Source organism: Pseudomonas sp. PF05 (assembly GCF_056521845.1).
Genome location: NZ_JBWLPW010000008.1, coordinates 1 through 17,037 on the forward strand (window position 1 = coordinate 1; position 17,037 = coordinate 17,037).

The window sequence follows — 17,037 nt, forward strand, 5'->3', positions numbered from 1 at the left end:
CCCTAATTTGATTTTTCTATCTATAGCCCGACAAGACACTTAAATCTGCCCGATATATAGACGGAATCGCCACATATGCGCAATATACTGCTCAATACAGCCTCCCCCGCCTTTATTCTGGACGACACTTCGTAATGACGCCCCCTCCACATCGCAGCCTGGCCTCCACCCTGTACCCGGTTGCCCTGCTATTAATAGCCATGGCCTCCATCCAATCAGGAGCTTCCCTCGCCAAAAGCATGTTCCCGGTAGTGGGCGCACAGGGCACAACAACGCTACGACTCATTTTTGCCAGCCTCATCATGGTGTTATTGCTACGCCCCTGGCGCGCCAAGCTCACCGCCCAATCCCTGCGCACCGTGATCGTCTATGGGATGGCCTTGGGCGGTATGAACTTTCTTTTCTATATGTCGGTTCGTACCGTTCCACTGGGTATTGCCGTGGCGCTGGAATTTACCGGGCCTCTGGCAGTCGCCATTTACGCCTCGCGCCGGGCAATCGATTTTCTGTGGATCGCCCTGGCAGTCGCTGGCCTGCTTCTGCTTATACCGACCGGAGCGACCAATGCCGGTATCGACCTGCTTGGAGCCGGCTATGCGCTGGGCGCAGGTGTTTGCTGGGCGTTGTACATCCTGTTTGGCCAGAAGGCCGGCGCGGACAATGGTGTGCAAACCGCCGCACTGGGGGTGATGATCGCAGCCCTGTTCGTCGCACCGATTGGCATTGTGCACGCGGGCGCCGCACTGCTCACACCAAGCCTGATTCCAATTGCCATCGGCGTCGCCATCCTGTCTACGGCCCTGCCCTACACCCTGGAAATGATTTCTCTGACCCGAATGCCAGCCCGCACTTTCGGCACTCTGATGAGCGTCGAACCGGCAGTCGCGGCCCTGTCAGGGCTGGTCTTTCTGCAGGAGTACTTGTCCTTGGCCCAGTGGTTAGCCATTACCTGCATCATCCTCGCGTCGGTCGGCGCAACGCTGACCATGGCTAACACCGCGAAGCCTGCCGTCGCGGCAGATTGAAGCAGGATTTAACGAAGGTCTGGTATTTGCCACGCATTTAGGCCATGTTTAGACCAGTAACCCAGTGTCAGACATGGATTTTTTCATACAGGACGTCATGAACGCTTCAAGCAAGAGCGAACACAATCGTACGTGGACACAAGATCCACGACGATTATAAGGACGGGAATGAAACGAATTTTGATACTGATCGCCGTACTTGCAGTAGCGGGCTGTGCGGCGACATCGAAAACTGAAGTCAAGCGCGGTAAAAAAGGTCTGCACATCAACTGCTCCGGCCTGTCCTCATCCTGGGACCAGTGCGCCGCCAGCGCCGCCAACTCATGTGCGCCCAAGGGTTACAAGGTCATTGCCAAGTCTGGCGACGTCGTCGAGGAACCCGGGGATTATCTCTTCGGGCTCAACCCCGCTGGTTATACCAGCCGCAGCATGATCGTCATCTGTAAATAGGCCACGTCAGTCGAGCCCTTGCTCGGCCATTCGGCGCCTTATTTCCTCGTGACTGGACTTGAGGACGTCACGCTGGACCTGCGGCGTGACCAGCATCCGCGCAACAACCAACGCTCCCACGCACTGAGACAGGATGGCCCAGGCCAGACTGTCGCTCCCCAATATCCGCGCCCAGGCTTCGTGCAAACGACAAATCCACGTTTGCGCCGCCTCCCTCACCTGGACATCCGATCGCGCGATCTCGGCACCCAGCACCGGCAACGCACACCCTGCTTCGGGTTGCTCAACGTGGCTCATGCTCAAGTACTGCTTGAGGCAGCGCTCCAGCTTCATTGAGTCCATGGCACCGTCTCCACTCAGACGATCCAGGCTTTGGGCCAACTCCCGCTCAACAATGGCCTTGAAAAGCTCATCCTTGGATGAGAAGTGGCTATAGAACGCACCGCCGCTCAACCCGATCGCCTTCATCAGACCATCGACACCGACCGTGGAGAAACCCGACTTTTTGGCAGAGACGGCGCTGCTGGCGAGCAGTTTCTCGCGGGTTTCCATTTTGTGATTGGCTGAATATCGCATGGTCCTGCCCCTGATTGCTCACCTTGACGCTTGCCGGATCTTAGCATAACGTCCGTTTAGTTAACGATCGTTTACCAATGAGGCTGACCATGAATAACAAGAAGGTCGTACTGGTTGTCGGCGCAGGCGATGCCACGGGCGGAGCGATTGCCAAACGCTTTGCACAGGAAGGTTTTATTGCCTGTGTTACCCGTCGCAGCGCCGACAAACTCGAGCCTCTGGTGGCTGCAATCCGCGCCCAAGGCGGCGAAGCCCACGGGTTTTCCTGTGATGCGCGTAAAGAAGATGACGTGATCGCACTCATCGAGCAAATCGAGAACCAGATCGGCCCGATCGAAGCCTTTGTGTTCAACATCGGCGCCAACGTCCCCTGCAGCATCCTCGAAGAAACCGCACGCAAGTATTTCAAGATCTGGGAAATGGCCTGTTTCTCAGGCTTTCTCAATGCACGGGAAGTGGCCAAGCGCATGGTCAAGCGCCAGCGCGGGACGATCCTGTTTACCGGGGCAACGGCGGGATTGCGCGGCGCTTCGGGGTTCGCTGCATTCGCGGGCGCCAAACATGGCATCCGGGCACTGGCCCAGAGCATGGCCCGTGAGCTGGGACCGATGAATATTCACGTGGCCCATGTGGTGGTGGACGGCGCCATCGACACCGACTTCATCCGCGATAATTTCCCGGAGAAATATGCCACCAAGGATGAGGACGGCATCCTGAACCCTGAACACATCGCCGACAATTACTGGTACCTGCACAGCCAACCCCGCGACGCCTGGACCTTCGAGCTGGACCTGCGCCCTTGGAACGAACGCTGGTAAACCCTCCCCTCACAACAACAAGAGAGCAGATCCCATGAGCAAATCGGTGGAGTTTTACTTCGATCTCGGCAGCCCGACCACGTACCTGGCCTACACCCAGTTGCCGACGCTGTGCGCGCAAACAAATAGCCAGCTGATCTATCGCCCGATGTTATTGGGCGGCGTCTTCAAGGCCACCGGCAATGCATCACCGGCAACAGTGCCGGCCAAGAACCCTTACCTGTTCAAGGATCTGAATCGCTTCGCCAAACGTTACGGCGTGGCCTTCCAGTTCAATCCACACTTCCCCATCAATACACTGCAACTGATGCGCGCGGTGACTGGCATGCAGTTGCGCCAACCCGAACGCTTCGAGGCCTTCATCGATTGCCTGTTCCGCGCCTTTTGGGTGGACGCCCGCAATCTCAATGACCCCGCGACTGTCGCAGCGGTCCTGAACGAAGGCGGTTTCGATGCCGACTACGCGCTGGCCCTGACGAACGACGAGCAGGTCAAGCAAGCACTCAAGGCCGCCACTGAAGAAGCCATCGGACGGGGCGTGTTCGGCGCCCCGAGCATGTTTGTCGGCAATGAGCTGTTCTTCGGCCAGGATCGGCTGGACTTCGTCCGTGAAGCCCTCGCCTGATCCTCTACTTCAAATGGCCATCGTTCGCGTGTTGAGCCATTGCAGCGCATCGCCGTCCAGCAACGGGCTCAAGCGACGCTGAACCTCGGCGTGATAGGCGTTGAACCAGTCTTTTTCGTCCTGGGTCAGCAGCGAAGGTTCCAGGCAGCGGGTGTCGATCGGGCACAGGGTCAGGGTTTCGAACTCAAGGAACTCGCCGAACTCGCTGCTTCCGGCTTCGCGGTTCAACACCAGGTTCTCGATGCGCACACCCCAGCGACCGGGACGATAAGTGCCCGGTTCGATGGAGGTGATCATGCCAGCCTGCATCGCCGTTTGTGGCGCGGCAGCAGCTTGATAGGCAATCACCTGCGGGCCTTCATGGACATTGAGGAAATAGCCGACGCCATGGCCGGTGCCGTGGCCGTAATCCACCTGCTCCGCCCAGATCGGTGCGCGGGCGATGGCATCCAGCAACGGCGAAAGAATCCCCCGCGGGAATTTGGCCCGGGACAGGGCAATCACGCCCTTGAGTACGCGTGTGCAATCACGTTTCTGCTCAGCGGTGGGTGTGCCGACTGGCACCATGCGAGTGATGTCAGTGGTGCCCCCCAAGTACTGGCCGCCGGAATCGATCAGCAACAGACCATCACCTTCGATGACCGCATGGGCTTCTTCCGTGGCGTGGTAATGAGGCATCGCGCCATTGGCGTTAAAAGCGGCGATGGTGTTGAAACTCAGGGAGACGAAGTCCGGCCGTCGCGTGCGAGCGACGGTCAGGTGTTCGTCGATGGTCAACTCGGTGATGCGCTCGCGCCCCCAGGCCCCTTCCAGCCAGGCGAAGAACTCACAGAGCGCCGCGCCGTCCTGCTCCATGGCCCGACGGATGTGCTCGGCGTCCGCCAGGCTTTTGCGGGACTTGGCCAGCGTCGTTGGATTGAGACCTTCGACCAGTTTCACGCCGCTGCCCAGATTATCCAGCAAGCCGACCGTCACCCGCGCCGGATCGATCTGCAGGCTCGCGCCGTCCGGCACTTCACGCAACGCGGCGGCGGCTTCGCTGTAATCGCGCAGGGTCACGCCGTCCTGTTCAAGCGCGGCACGCAGCGATGCGTCAACCTTGTCCAGGGCCACGAACAGCATTGCCTGTTGCTGGCTGATCAAGGCAAAGGAGACGAACACGGGGTTGAACGACACATCCGCGCCGCGCAGGTTGAACAACCAGGCGATGTCATCCAGCGTGGCGATGAAATGCCAATCGGCACTACGCTCCTTGAGGGATTCGCGCAGCTTGGCGAGCTTTTCGACCCGGCTGACGGTCGCCTGGGGAGGCAAATGGGCATAGACCGGCTGATCCGGCAAGCTTGGGCGATCAGCCCAGATGTCCCTGAGCAGGTCGATGTCGGTGCGCAACCGCGCGCCGCGTTCCGCAAGCTTGCCACCCAGGGTGCGGCCCGACGCCACGGCCATGACCGCACCGTCGACCGCAACCACTGCGCCTTCAGGCGTTTGTTCGGCCAGCCAGTCCAAGGGGCCAGGCTGGCCGGGAATGAGCTTGACCAGCTCGATTCCACTGCCCTCCAGCTCCTTGGTGGCCTGCTCCCAGTAACGGCTATCGGCCCAGACGCCAGCGAAACTGCCGGTCACGATCAAGGTACCCACCGAGCCATGGAAGCCCGACAACCATTGTCGCCCCTGCCAATAACCCGGCAGGTATTCAGACAGATGCGGGTCGGCCGATGGCACCAGCAGCGCATGAATGCCCTCTCGGCTCATCAGTTGGCGGATTTGGGCCAGGCGCTGGGGAACCAGTCCATGGGGCAAAGGCTCGGTGCTCATTGTTTCTCCTGCTCATTGATATTGTTGTTCGATGCCGAAGGCGGCTTATGGGGTCGTGGCCCAGAACGCCGGCGCAGTCGCGCACGCCGCCTGGATCAGCCGCACCGCCTCGTCGACATCCTGCTCGGTGGTAAAGCGGCCCAGGCTCAAGCGAATGGTCCGCCCCGCCGCACGCGCATCGTGCCCCAAGGCCAGCAGCACGTGGGACGGGGTGTTCTGCGCCGAGTTGCAGGCCGAGGTCGCGGAAAATGCAATCGATGCACCCAATGTCGCCGGGTTGAACTCACCTTCGTTGAACGTCAGGCTCAGCGTGTGGGGAATCCGGCGGTTCGCACTACCGTTTAGACACACACCGGGCAAGGCCAGTAGCGGTTCGAGCAAACGATTGCGCAACCGGGCAATTTTAGCGAGTTCTTCTTCGAATGCTCCGGCTGCCAGTTCGAATGCGGCGCCCATGGCTGCGATCTGATGAGTCGCCAGGGTCCCGGAGCGCAAACCGCCCTCATGCCCGCCGCCGTGAATTTGCGCCGACAGCCGTGGCCGGGCATGGTCGCCAACGTAGAGCGCCCCGATGCCCTTGGGGCCGTAGATCTTATGCGCGGAAAAAGACATCAGGTCCACCGGCCAGCGAGACAGATCGATCTGCACCTTGCCAGCGCCCTGGGCTGCGTCCACATGAAACAGCGCACCGTGCTCGCGAACGCTCTCGCCGATGGCTATGACGTCGTTGACGGTGCCCAACTCGTTGTTTACCAGCATCAGCGACACCAGGAACGTGTCTTCGCGCAACGCCTCGCGAACCGCTTGCGGGCTGATCAGGCCTTCAGCGTCCGGCGCCAGCCAGGTCACCGCGACGCCGCTCTCTTGGAGCTGGCGCGCCGTGTCGAGAATCGCCTTGTGTTCGATCAGGCTGGTGATGACATGGCCGGCGGAACCACCACGCGCCTGGGCCACCCCTTTGAGGGCCAGGTTATTGGATTCGGTGGCACCGGACGTCCAAACGATCTGTTCGGGTTGAGCACCCACCAATTGCGCTACCTGCTGGCGGGCGCGCTCCACCGAGCGCCGGGCCTCCTGGCCGAAGGCATGGGAACTGGAAGCGGGGTTGCCAAAATTGCCGTCAAAGCCCAGACACTCGACCATGACCCGGATGACCCGCTCATCCACCGGCGTGGTGGCGGCGTAATCGAAATACAAAGGACGTTTATTCATAGGAAACTCGCAGAGCCTGTTCCAGGATCAGGCGCCCTCGTTGGGTTCGAGACTAGCAATACCTGATCAAAGACCTTAAAGAAGTCGGACTTCGTTTAAAAGTGCGTAGGAACGCTCCTGAACAGCGAGCTTAGCAGGCATCGCGGCGAAGCTCAGCCCTCAACTGATGCTTTCGAGCAACAACGGATACAGCGAAGCGACCAACAGCAGCGCCATGCCCCAGTTGAACATGCGCAACCAGCGACGATCACGCAACAGGTTGCGCAACAGGCTCCCGCACACTACCCACAGACTCACGCTTGGCAGGTTGATCAGCGCAAATACTGCCGCAATCACCAACACGTTGAAGAAATAACCCTGGAGTGGCGTGTACGTGCTGATGGCACCAATGGCCATGATCCAGGCCTTGGGATTGACCCATTGGAACGCCGCTGCGCCCCAGTAGCTGATCGGCGTATTGTCTCCCGGCTGGCTTTCCGAAACCGGACCGGAGTGGGCTATTTTCCACGCCAGGTACAACAAGTACGCCGCGCCGATGTAGCGCAGCGCGGTATAGAGCAACGGATAAGTCTGGAACACCGCGCCCAGGCCAAGGCCCACTGCCAGCACCAGGAAAAAGAAGCCACAGGTAATACCCAGCATGTGGGGGATGGTACGGTTGAAACCGAAATTGACTCCCGAGGCCAACAACATGGTGTTGTTAGGGCCAGGCGTGATCGAGGTCACCAGGGCAAACAGGGCGAAGCCCAGCAGCAGGTCAAGCGAAAGGGTCATGTCAGGTCAGTCCATCAGGGGCGGTCAGTCAAGTCATGACCCTACCCCACGCCTTGGCGCAAACCCACGGACAGTTGGGCAAAACTTTAAGCGGTACAGTCCCTCAGCTCGACCGGCCTGGCTGTTGCACGACCCGCTCGGCGCTCATCTGGCCCTGATCGTCGAAACCCACGTTTTTCTGCGACGAACCGAGCAGCTCGGCTTTTTTCGCGTGGTACTCATCGAACGAGAGACCTCGACGATTCAAGGCTTCCAGGGCCAGTTCGCGGGTCTCGTCGGCGGTGTAGGGGCGCAGCTCCGGGGAGGAACTGGCGCAACCGCCCAAGAGGGTAGCGGTCAACAGCAGCAAAACAGCAAAGGTACGGTTCATGGCGAGTGTCCGGTGTTCTGGAGTTGGGCGATGAACAAAGGCTACCCGCCAGCCCTGCGCGGCAGAAATCAACCCTCTCGATAGTGGCTATTGCCTTTGCGGATCAGCCGCAGCACTCAGTCGACCAACTGGCAATGCAGCGCGTTGTCCAGGCTGCGCTCGATGTTGCGCAGCACCTGGAACGAGCCGAACGTCACGGCTTTGGCTCGGTGAGCCTGGATCAGCCGCCAGAAATCCTGTTCGCCACTTTCGAAGCTTCGAAGGGCCGCCTCGCCTGCTTCGCGGGTTTGCCACTGCAAATAATTGAGCACGCGCCGACCATCCTCGCTGGCCTGGATACTGGCACTCAGAAACCCCCGGTGGTCCCGAGCCAGGCGCTCGGTCTGTTCCGACAAGGCCGTGACCAGCGCCTGCTGCCATTGCGGCTCGATATCGAATTCCATCAACTGGGTGAAACTGCGATTGTTCCTTGGTGATTGCATGAACGGTCCCCTCTGCACGTAAGGCGGATCTTGCGATCCGAACGCGTGCAGGGTAAAACCTCAAGTTAACTTGAGGTCAAGCAGTGAATTGAAGCGATGACGCAGATCGATGTCCACAAGGAACTCACCGTCGGCCAAGTGGCCGCCCGCAGCGGCGTGGCGGTCACGGCCCTGCACTTCTATGAATCCAAGGGGCTGATCAAAAGCACACGCAACCAAGGTAACCAACGTCGTTACTCACGGGCAGTATTGCGCCGCGTGGCGCTGATCAAGGTTGCCCAGCGCCTGGGCATTCCGTTGGCGGAAATCGGCGAGGCGTTGAAAAACCTGCCGGACAACCGTGCGCCAACGGCCGCCGACTGGCAGACCTTGTCGGCGCAGTGGAGCCGGGACCTGGACGAGCGCATCAACCAGTTGATGGCGCTGCGTGATCGACTCAACGGTTGCATCGGCTGCGGATGCCTGTCGATGGACGCCTGCCCGCTGCGCAATCAGGGCGACGTGCTGGGCAAACACGGGCCTGGGGCTCACCTGTTGGAACAGCCGTGAAGCGTTCGTCGGGACATGGGCCCATCCACAGTGGCTGACCTATAGTGGATGGGCGCAAACCGACGAAGACTCTCTTCGCCTCCCATAACAACAAGGAGAAACGTCATGGGCGTCAAAGCCATTCCCGAAGGTTTCCATAACATCACGCCCTACCTGGGCATTCAAAAAGCTGCCGAAGCCATCGACTTCTACAAAAAAGCCTTCAATGCCACCGAGGTCATGCGCCTGGCCATGCCCGACGGCGGCATCGGGCATGCCGAACTGCGGATCAACGGTTTTCCGATCATGCTCGGCACGCCTTGCGATCAAGGCCCGCTGAGCAGCCCGGACCGTTCGCCATCGGTCGGCCTGCATTTATATGTCGAGGACGTGGACAGCGCATTCGCCCAGGCCATTGCGGCCGGTGGCACAGTGATTTCCGAGGTCAAGGATCAGTTTTACGGCGATCGTACCGGCACTTTGAAAGATCCCTATGGGCATCTGTGGTTCCTGGCGACGCACAAGGAAGATCTGAGCCAGGAACAGATCGAGCAACGGGCCAGGGAGATGTTTCAACAGCAAGGCTGACTTGCCCTTGCTCCCGCGGGGTTAGCCCCGGAGCTGTCGAGTGCAACGAGGCTGCGATCTTTCCCCTGACACTTGAGTCTCAAGCGAAAGATCAAAAGATCAAAAGATCGCAGCCTTCGGCAGCTCCTACCTCGCGAAACATTTTCTTTCATCTTCCTCTTCGGGATTTCGATCGCTCGTTCGTCTTAATTAGATGCAGCAGTCCGCGTCGGCAAAAGCCACGGTCTGCCTTTTTGGGTTCACGGTGTTGCGAAGCCCGTAATACCGAACCTTTCATCGAATCAAGACGTTCAATCATGTCGAAGAAGTCCCGCTCCAAACTCTGGTTCCTGGTCCATAGCTGGCTGGCATTGCCCATCTGGTTTTTCGTGCTCATCGTTTGCGTCACGGGCACCCTCGCAGTGGTCAGCCAGGAGATTGTCTGGCTGGTCAACCCCGAGATGCGCGCCAGCAAACCCTCGGACGATGCCCAACTGCTCAGCTATGACCAGGTGGTCGCCGCGATCAAGCACGCCCAGCCGCAAACCCAGGTGCAAAGCATCGTCCGCCCGGACGAGTCGCATTTCGCGCTGGAGGTCGGCGTGACCTATCCCGACGGACGTCCCGACAAGGTCTACGTCAACCCTTACAGCGGCGTCATCCAAGGCTCGGCGCCGACGTTCAACTTCAGGGGGTTTACCCGTGCCCTGCATGGCTGGTGGCTGGTGCCGTTCACCAATGGCTACAGCTGGGGCTGGTACCTGGTGTCATTGTTGGGGCTGCCGTTGCTGGCCTCGTTGGTGACCGGGCTGGTGGTCTACAAGCGCTTCTGGAAAGGCTTTTTCCGTCCGACGCTGCGGATCCGCCACGGCGCGCGGATTTTCTGGGGGGATTTCCACCGGCTCAGCGGCATCTGGTCGATCTGGTTCGTCGCGGTGATTTCCATTACCGGCATCTGGTTCCTGATCGAGGCCCTGCTGTCGGACAATCAGATTTCCATTTCCAGCGCGCCAGTCATTCCGGTGGTGGCGCGTGAAAGCGTTCCGCTGTCGGCCGATGGTCTTGCACCGCCGCAACTGGACCTGGACCGGGCCATTGAAATCGCCCGGCAACGCATCCCAGGCCTGGAAGCAAGTTTCATCAGCCTGCCCGGCAATGCCTACAGCCATCTGGAAATTGGCGGTCGCGGTTGGTATCCGCTGATGTTTCAGACCGCCACCATCAATCCCTACAACGGCGATGTCGCTGCCTCACGGCTGCTGTCGGACCGCACGACACTGGAGTTCGTCACCGAATCCATGCGCCCGTTGCACACCGGCGACTTCGGCGGCCTCTGGATCAAGCTGATCTGGTTTTTCTTCGGCTTGATCCTGAGCATGATGGTCCTCAGCGGGCTGCTGATCTGGACCAAACGCACAGCCCTGGCCACCGCCAATGCCCTCAAGCGTAGCCACAAACCCTCCCGTGAAACCCGCATCGCGCAGGCGTTGCAGCCGTCGATCCAGCGTGAATCGTCGGAGGGCAGCCTGTGAATCCGTCCAATACTGCTTCATCACCGTCACGCCTGAGCCTGTTCTGGCATAAATGGCGCTTCCACCTCAACGTGCTGTTGTTGCTGATCCCCCTGGGGTTCATGCCCAAGTATTTGTCCGAAGCCGCACTGTTTCGCGGTGACGCAGGGCTTGGCGAGCGGGACGTCGGCGAAGTCCAGGTCGGCCCCTGGAGCCTGCGCCTGGCGGAATTTCGCAACGAAGCCCCACGCGTCCAGGGACCTGCCGGGCCCATGAAGCATTTCAACGCGGCCCTGTGCGAACGCTGTATCGACCAGGTCAAGGCCACCTACCTGCGCATCGGCAAACCCCGCAGCCTAAGGGCCGCCGGGGTGATTTTCTTCGGCTCGCCCTATCGCATGGGCGCCTTGTTGCCGGTTCCGCCAAAGACCCAGCCCAATGCCGAACTGTGGATAACCCTCGAGGGTTGGGACGGTTCGATGCACCAGGCCTCCATTCCACTGAGCCAGGCCTCCCCGGCCACCGTCGCCTGGCTGAAGAACCAAGGACCCAAACCATGACCCTGCGCGTCTTATCCAACGGCCTGGCGTTGCTGTTCTGTGCAGGTGCAAGCACCAGCGCCCTGGCCCACAACCCGATATGCGAATGCAAGGCCATCGATGCCGAACAAATCCAATGCACCGGCGGCTTTTCCGACGGCAGCGGCGCGCCCGGAGTGACCCTGGATGTGATCGGCTATGACGAGACCATCCTCGTCCCGGGCAAGCTCGGTGCCGACTCGAAGCTGACCTTCAAGAAGCCGGAAGCTGAGTTCTACGTGCTCTTCGACGCCGGCCCCGGCCACGTTGTAGAAATCGACCAAGCCGACATCGAGGCCCCATGACCAACGCCACGACTCAAGTCATACGCCCCGCTGGTGCGGGCCATGAAACCCTGTATGTGTTGCTGCTGTGCCTGGTCATCGTGCTGGTCGCCGGGTCTGTGGTGGCCTGGCATGGCAAAGCCGAAGACATCACGCGCCTGGCCTCGAACCAACTCGACGCCCGCCGCGACCTCAGTGCCGCCGAGCAAGGCATCTACGCCGATTTGCGGGTGACCCTGGATGAAATCCGCTTGCTGCGCGAAGACCAACCCACCCTGCCCAGCCCGCAGACCCTGGCCGAAGAAGGCTTCGCGCCGTTCGCCCAGGACGCGAGTGCTGTCAGTCGCGGTGGCCACGCCTGGCAACAGCTGCAGGACCAGGCCTACTTCGGCGCCAGTGCCAATTCGTCCGTCGCCGGTTCCTTTCTGATGCGCATCGGCGAAGCGTCCGACGCCGCCCCGGACATCTGGCTCAACCGCAGCAATGGCCTTGCGATGCCCGGCGCGCTGGACGACGCCGCTTTGTCCGCCGCCGGCTGGCAACAGATCGTCGCGCAATTCGATGCCGGCGTAACCCGCCAGCACCGGCACTGACCCCACGCCTTCATTCAAGAGAAGACCGTTTGCCCATGCCCATTGCATCCCCACGCCGTCCCTTGTTGCACCTGCTGCTGATCGGCCTGCTGGCCTGCCTGTTCACCTCGCAGGCGTACGCCGAAACAGCCAAGCGCCTGCGCATCGGCATCACCCTGCACCCTTATTACAGCTACGTGGCCAATATCGTCGGCGACAAGGCCGAGGTCGTGCCGCTGATCCCGGCCGGTTTCAATCCCCATGCCTATGAGCCACGGGCCGAAGACATCAAGCGTATCAGCAGTCTCGACGTGATCGTGCTCAACGGCGTGGGCCACGACGATTTCGCCGACCGCATGATCGCCGCCAGCGAAACCCCGAACATGAAAGTGATCGAGGCCAATGAAAACGTGCCCCTGCTGGCCGCCACCGGCACGGCAGCCCGGGGCGCGGGCAAAGTCGTGAACCCGCACACGTTCCTGTCCATCAGCGCTTCCATTGCCCAGGTCAATAACATTGCCCGGGAGTTGGGCAAGCTCGACCCGGACAACGCCAAGGCCTACACCCAGAACGCCCGCGCCTACGGCAAGCGCCTGCGGCAGATGCGCGCCGCCGCCCTGGCGAAGCTGACCCAGGCCCCCAATGCCGAGTTGCGGGTCGCCACGGTGCATGCCGCCTACGACTACCTGTTGCGCGAATTCGGCCTGGAAGTGACCGCCGTGGTCGAGCCGGCCCACGGCATCGAACCGAGCCCCAGCCAGTTGAAGAAAACCATCGACCAACTGCGCGAGCTGGACGTGAAGGTGATCTTCTCGGAGATGGACTTCCCGTCCACCTACGTCGACACCATCCAGCGTGAATCGGGCGTGAAGCTGTACCCGCTCTCGCACATTTCCTACGGCGACTACAGCCCCGAGAAGTACGAAAAGGAAATGGCCGGCAACCTCGACACCGTGGTCCGGGCGATCCAGGAGTCTGGCGCATGACCGTCCAGGAAACCCTCACCCTGCACCGCGTCGGCCCCTTGATTGCGTTCGCCGACGTCAGCCTGAACCTGGGCCGCACCACCATTCTCGACAGCGTGGCATTTCAGGTGGAGCCCGGCAGCATCCATGCCTTGGTGGGCCCCAATGGTGGTGGCAAGAGTTCGCTGATCAAGACCTTGCTCGGACAGATGCCGCACCAGGGACGCTTGAGCCTGCAATGGCCAGGCGAGCCCGGGGTGATCGGCTACGTGCCCCAGGCGCTGGAGTTCGACCGGGGCCTGCCCATGACGGTGGAGGATTTCATGGCGGCGATGTGTCAGCGGCGGCCGGCATTTCTCGGCTTGAGCAAGCACTATGCCGGTGCCATAGAACAGGCCCTGGAGCGGGTCGGCATGCAGGACAAGCGCAAACGGCGCATGGGCGCGCTGTCCGGCGGTGAGCGTCAGCGCGTGTTGCTGGCCCAGGGGCTGATTCCCTCGCCGCAATTGCTGGTGCTGGATGAACCGATGTCAGCCCTGGACGAGGCCGGCATCCAGGTGTTCGAACGGTTGCTGCAGGACTGGCGCCAAGCCGGGATCACCGTGCTGTGGATCGAACATGACCTGGAAGCCGTCGGGCGCCTGGCCGACCGTGTCACCGGCCTGAACCGCCGGGTACTGTTCGACGGTCCGCCCCGCCAGACCCTGACGCCAGAACGCCTGCTGACGCTGTTTTCCACCCATCCGCGCACGAACGGGAGCGCTGCCTGATGAGCTATGAAGCCTTTCGTCTGATGGTCCAGGGCTGGGCCTCGTCCGGTTACTTGCCCGAAGCGCTGGCCTATGGGTTCGTGGTCAACGCGTTGCTGGCCGGATTGTTGATCGGCCCGGTGCTGGGCGGCCTGGGCACGCTGGTGGTGGTCAAGCGCTTCGCGTTTTTCTCCGAGGCGGTGGGCCATGCGGCGCTGACCGGCGTGGCGGTCGGTATCCTGCTCGGCGAACCCTACACCGGGCCTTACGGCAGCCTGTTCGGCTACTGCCTGCTGTTCGGCATCCTGCTCAATTACCTGCGCAACCGCACCGGCCTGGCGCCCGACACGTTGATCGGCGTCTTCCTGTCGGTGTCCCTGGCCCTGGGCGCCAGCCTGCTGCTGATCCTGGCGGGCAAGATCAACGTGCACATCCTGGAGAACGTACTGTTTGGTTCGGTGCTGACGGTCAATGGCAATGACCTGCTGGTGCTGGCGGTGGTCGGCTCGCTGGTGATGGCCCTGGCCTTGCCGCTATACAACCGCATCATGCTCGCCAGCTTCAACCCACAACTGGCGGCGGTGCGCGGGGTGGCAGTCAAGACCCTGGACTACCTGTTCGTGATCCTGGTGACGCTGATCACCGTGGCAGCAGTGAAAGTCATCGGCGCGATTCTGGTGGGCGCGTTGCTGGTGATCCCGGCTGCCGCGGCGCGCCTGCTCAGCCAATCATTGAAAGGTTTTTTCTGGTGTTCAGTGCTGATTGCCACCGCCAGCACCTTGTGCGGGATTCTCGCGCCCATTGTGTTCGACCTGCCCATCCCGTCCGGCGCCGCAATCATTCTGGTGGCCGGCATCGCCTTCGCCCTGAGCGCCATCGCCCGCGGTGTCGTCCCCAGCCTCAAAGGGAATCTTGGATAAATGGTTTTTTCATTGCGACAACTGACCCTGGCCGTCGCGTTATGCGCCGTGGCCGTCACCTCGTCATCTGCCACCGAAAAGGTCCGTCTGCTGGCATCGTTGCCGGTCACCTACGGATTGGGCGAGGCCTTGCTCAAGGGCACCGAGGTCAGCCTGGAGCGGGCCGCACCCGCCACTCTGCCCGGTACCCGACAGAGTGCCTACTTCAGCGGCCGTGGCGCGCCGGCCTTGAGCAAACTGGCCGGCGATGCTGACGGGGTGATCGGCCTGCGCTCGCTCTGGCCGGACGATCCGCTGTACCCCATGGCGCGACGCAGCAATATCCGCATCGTTGAAGTCGATGCCGCCCGCCCCGTGGACGGTGCCCTGCCTGGTATCGCCGTGCAACCGGGCATCGCCGACGGCCTGGCGAGCCAGCCGTGGATGGCCAGCCATAACCTGGGACGCATGGCCGACGTGATCGCCGCCGACCTGGTGCGCCTGGCCCCGGCGGACAAACCGAAGATCGACGCCAACCTGGCGGCCCTCAAGCAGCGCCTGCTCAAACTCAGCGCCGACAGCGAAAAACGCCTCGCCAGCGCCGATAACCTGAGCGTGATCAGCCTGAGCGAGCATTTTGGCTACCTGATCAGCGGGCTCAACCTGGACGCAATCAGCACCGACGCCCGGCCCGACGCCGACTGGACAACCGAAGCCCTCAAGCAGTTGAGCGCGACGTTGAAAGACAATGACGTGGCGCTGGTGCTGCACCATCGCCAGCCCTCGGATGCGCTGAAAGCAGCCATTACCGAAGGAGGTAGCCAATTACTGGTGTTGAGCACCGATGGCGCCGACCCGGTGGCGGAGCTGGAAAGCAATGTGGAGCTGGTCGTCACGGCGCTGACGGGAGGCTGACAGTCATCCGCCGTGGGGCCATCACATTTTTGTCGACTGACACACCGCCTTCGCGAGCAAGCTCGCTCCCACAGGGCTCAACTCAGCTCAGGGCTTGCCCTGGCACCCGCACAAACCCTTCCATCAACACCCGCGCGCTGCGGCTCATGATGGCTTTTTTCACGGTCCACTCGCCGTTGACCTGGCTGGCCTCGGCGCCGACGCGCAAGGTGCCGGACGGGTGGCCGAAACGCACGGCATTGCGCTCGATGCCACCGGCCGCGAGGTTGACCAAGGTGCCGGAAATCGCCGCGGCCGTGCCGATGGCCACCGCTGCGGTGCCCATCATGGCGTGATGCAGCTTGCCCATGGACAGCGCCCGTACCAGCAGGTCAACGTCGCCAGCCGCCACGGCTTTGCCGCTGGATGAAAGGTAGTCCGCTGGCGGTGCAACGAACGCCACTTTCGGTGTGTGCTGGCGCTGGGCGGCTTCGTTCAGGTGCTTGATCAAGCCCATGCGCAAGGCCCCGTGGGCGCGGATGGTCTCGAACATGGCCAAGGCCTTGGGATCGCCGTTGATGGCACCCTGCAATTCGGTGCCGGTGTAGCCGACGTCCCGTGCATTGATGAAAATCGTCGGGATCCCGGCGTTGATCAGCGTCGCCTTGAAGGTGCCAACGCCGGGCACTTCCAAGTCGTCCACCAGGTTGCCGGTGGGAAACATCGAGCCACCACCCCCCTCCTCTTCTGCCGCCGGGTCCATGAATTCCAATTGCACTTCAGCCGCCGGAAAGGTCACGCCGTCGAGTTCGAAGTCACCGGTTTCCTGCACCGCGCCGTCGGTGATCGGCACATGGGCGATGATGGTCTTGCCGATGTTGGCTTGCCAGATCCGCACCACGGCCACGCCGTTCTGCGGGATGCGGCCGGCGTCCACCAAACCACTGCTGATCGCGAATGAACCGACCGCCGCCGACAGGTTGCCGCAGTTGCCACTCCAGTCCACGAACGGTTTGTCGATGGACACCTGGCCGAACAGGTAATCGACATCGTGGTCGGCCCGGGTGCTCTTGGACAGGATCACGGTCTTGCTGGTGCTGGACGTCGCGCCGCCCATGCCATCGATCTGCTTCTCGTACGGGTCGGGGCTGCCGATCACCCGTAGCAGCAGCGTATCCCGGGCGGTGCCTGGAACGCGGGCTGCTTCGGGCAAGTCTTGCAAGCTGAAGAACACGCCTTTGCTGGTGCCGCCACGCATGTAGGTGGCGGGTATTCTGATTTGCGGTGCGTGAGCCATGATGCTCCTCAAGCGGACACCCAAGGGGGTGTCCGCAACTGTG

The 17,037-nt window shown here is 61.5% G+C and carries 21 protein-coding genes; 14 read left to right on the top strand and 7 right to left on the bottom strand.

The annotated features are described in order from the left end of the window. Positions 1-134: 134 nt before the first annotated feature. On the top strand, positions 135-1,025 hold the full coding sequence (gene rhtA, locus AC09SL_RS14570) for a threonine/homoserine exporter RhtA (RefSeq protein WP_058546360.1): 891 nt from the start codon (positions 135-137) through the stop codon (positions 1,023-1,025). A 168-nt stretch (positions 1,026-1,193) separates the two neighbouring features. Beyond that, complete coding sequence (locus AC09SL_RS14575; protein ID WP_058546361.1) at positions 1,194-1,475, top strand: hypothetical protein; 282 nt, start codon at positions 1,194-1,196, stop codon at positions 1,473-1,475. 6 nt (positions 1,476-1,481) lie between these two features. On the opposite strand, the gene AC09SL_RS14580 is transcribed toward AC09SL_RS14575, so the two are convergent. After that, the gene (locus AC09SL_RS14580; protein WP_058546362.1) at positions 1,482-2,051 is read right to left on the bottom strand and encodes a TetR/AcrR family transcriptional regulator; all 570 of its coding nucleotides are present in this window, start codon (positions 2,049-2,051) and stop codon (positions 1,482-1,484) included. A gap of 89 nt (positions 2,052-2,140) precedes the next feature. On the opposite strand from AC09SL_RS14580, the gene AC09SL_RS14585 reads away from it, so the two are divergent. After that, positions 2,141-2,869 (top strand): SDR family oxidoreductase, encoded by a 729-nt coding sequence (locus AC09SL_RS14585; RefSeq protein ID WP_058546363.1) that lies wholly within the window; start codon positions 2,141-2,143, stop codon positions 2,867-2,869. A 34-nt stretch (positions 2,870-2,903) separates the two neighbouring features. Then, positions 2,904-3,494: a 2-hydroxychromene-2-carboxylate isomerase gene (locus tag AC09SL_RS14590; RefSeq protein WP_058546364.1), complete on the top strand. Its 591-nt coding sequence runs from the start codon at positions 2,904-2,906 to the stop codon at positions 3,492-3,494. Between the two features lie 9 nt (positions 3,495-3,503). Here the strand turns inward: AC09SL_RS14590 and AC09SL_RS14595 are convergent, their stop codons facing one another. The 5 genes from AC09SL_RS14595 to AC09SL_RS14615 form a co-directional block, all read right to left on the bottom strand. Next, entirely contained in the window at positions 3,504-5,312 is a 1,809-nt protein-coding gene (locus AC09SL_RS14595; RefSeq protein ID WP_058546365.1) for an aminopeptidase P family protein, read from the bottom strand. Between the two features lie 45 nt (positions 5,313-5,357). Next, entirely contained in the window at positions 5,358-6,524 is a 1,167-nt protein-coding gene (locus AC09SL_RS14600) for a cysteine desulfurase family protein (protein WP_058546366.1), read from the bottom strand. A gap of 159 nt (positions 6,525-6,683) precedes the next feature. Next, a complete protein-coding gene (locus AC09SL_RS14605; RefSeq protein ID WP_058546367.1) occupies positions 6,684-7,298 on the bottom strand; it encodes a LysE family translocator in 615 nt (204 codons plus the stop codon). 103 nt (positions 7,299-7,401) lie between these two features. Further along, the gene (locus AC09SL_RS14610; RefSeq protein WP_018600280.1) at positions 7,402-7,668 is read right to left on the bottom strand and encodes a hypothetical protein; all 267 of its coding nucleotides are present in this window, start codon (positions 7,666-7,668) and stop codon (positions 7,402-7,404) included. Between the two features lie 116 nt (positions 7,669-7,784). After that, entirely contained in the window at positions 7,785-8,150 is a 366-nt protein-coding gene (locus tag AC09SL_RS14615; RefSeq protein WP_058546368.1) for an antibiotic biosynthesis monooxygenase, read from the bottom strand. A gap of 96 nt (positions 8,151-8,246) precedes the next feature. Between AC09SL_RS14615 and soxR the strand changes: the two genes are divergently transcribed. The 10 genes from soxR (at position 8,247) to AC09SL_RS14665 (ending at position 15,718) form a co-directional block, all read left to right on the top strand. Further along, on the top strand, positions 8,247-8,699 hold the full coding sequence (gene soxR, locus AC09SL_RS14620) for a redox-sensitive transcriptional activator SoxR (RefSeq protein WP_058546369.1): 453 nt from the start codon (positions 8,247-8,249) through the stop codon (positions 8,697-8,699). Positions 8,700-8,804: 105 nt separating this feature from the next. Further along, positions 8,805-9,266 (top strand): VOC family protein, encoded by a 462-nt coding sequence (locus AC09SL_RS14625; RefSeq protein ID WP_058546370.1) that lies wholly within the window; start codon positions 8,805-8,807, stop codon positions 9,264-9,266. A gap of 296 nt (positions 9,267-9,562) precedes the next feature. Beyond that, entirely contained in the window at positions 9,563-10,777 is a 1,215-nt protein-coding gene (locus AC09SL_RS14630) for a PepSY-associated TM helix domain-containing protein (protein WP_058546371.1), read from the top strand. Further along, entirely contained in the window at positions 10,774-11,316 is a 543-nt protein-coding gene (locus AC09SL_RS14635) for a hypothetical protein (RefSeq protein ID WP_058546372.1), read from the top strand. The genes AC09SL_RS14630 and AC09SL_RS14635 overlap by 4 nt, the downstream gene beginning before the upstream one ends. Then, positions 11,313-11,639, top strand: a complete 327-nt coding sequence (locus AC09SL_RS14640; RefSeq protein WP_058546373.1) for a hypothetical protein — start codon at positions 11,313-11,315, stop codon at positions 11,637-11,639. The genes AC09SL_RS14635 and AC09SL_RS14640 overlap by 4 nt, the downstream gene beginning before the upstream one ends. After that, positions 11,636-12,211, top strand: a complete 576-nt coding sequence (locus tag AC09SL_RS14645; protein WP_058546374.1) for a DUF6162 family protein — start codon at positions 11,636-11,638, stop codon at positions 12,209-12,211. The genes AC09SL_RS14640 and AC09SL_RS14645 overlap by 4 nt, the downstream gene beginning before the upstream one ends. Before the next feature lie 35 nt (positions 12,212-12,246). After that, complete coding sequence (locus AC09SL_RS14650) at positions 12,247-13,176, top strand: metal ABC transporter solute-binding protein, Zn/Mn family (RefSeq protein ID WP_058546375.1); 930 nt, start codon at positions 12,247-12,249, stop codon at positions 13,174-13,176. Then, a complete protein-coding gene (locus tag AC09SL_RS14655) occupies positions 13,173-13,925 on the top strand; it encodes a metal ABC transporter ATP-binding protein (protein WP_058546376.1) in 753 nt (250 codons plus the stop codon). The genes AC09SL_RS14650 and AC09SL_RS14655 overlap by 4 nt, the downstream gene beginning before the upstream one ends. Further along, positions 13,925-14,824 carry a metal ABC transporter permease gene (locus AC09SL_RS14660; protein WP_058546377.1) on the top strand — a complete coding sequence of 300 codons (900 nt, stop codon included), beginning with the start codon at positions 13,925-13,927 and terminating at the stop codon, positions 14,822-14,824. The genes AC09SL_RS14655 and AC09SL_RS14660 overlap by 1 nt, the downstream gene beginning before the upstream one ends. Continuing rightward, entirely contained in the window at positions 14,825-15,718 is an 894-nt protein-coding gene (locus tag AC09SL_RS14665; protein WP_058546378.1) for a metal ABC transporter solute-binding protein, Zn/Mn family, read from the top strand. Positions 15,719-15,800: 82 nt separating this feature from the next. Here AC09SL_RS14665 and prpF read toward each other — a convergent pair whose 3' ends face one another. Next, on the bottom strand, positions 15,801-16,994 hold the full coding sequence (gene prpF, locus AC09SL_RS14670) for a 2-methylaconitate cis-trans isomerase PrpF (RefSeq protein ID WP_058546379.1): 1,194 nt from the start codon (positions 16,992-16,994) through the stop codon (positions 15,801-15,803). Positions 16,995-17,037 lie beyond the last annotated feature (43 nt).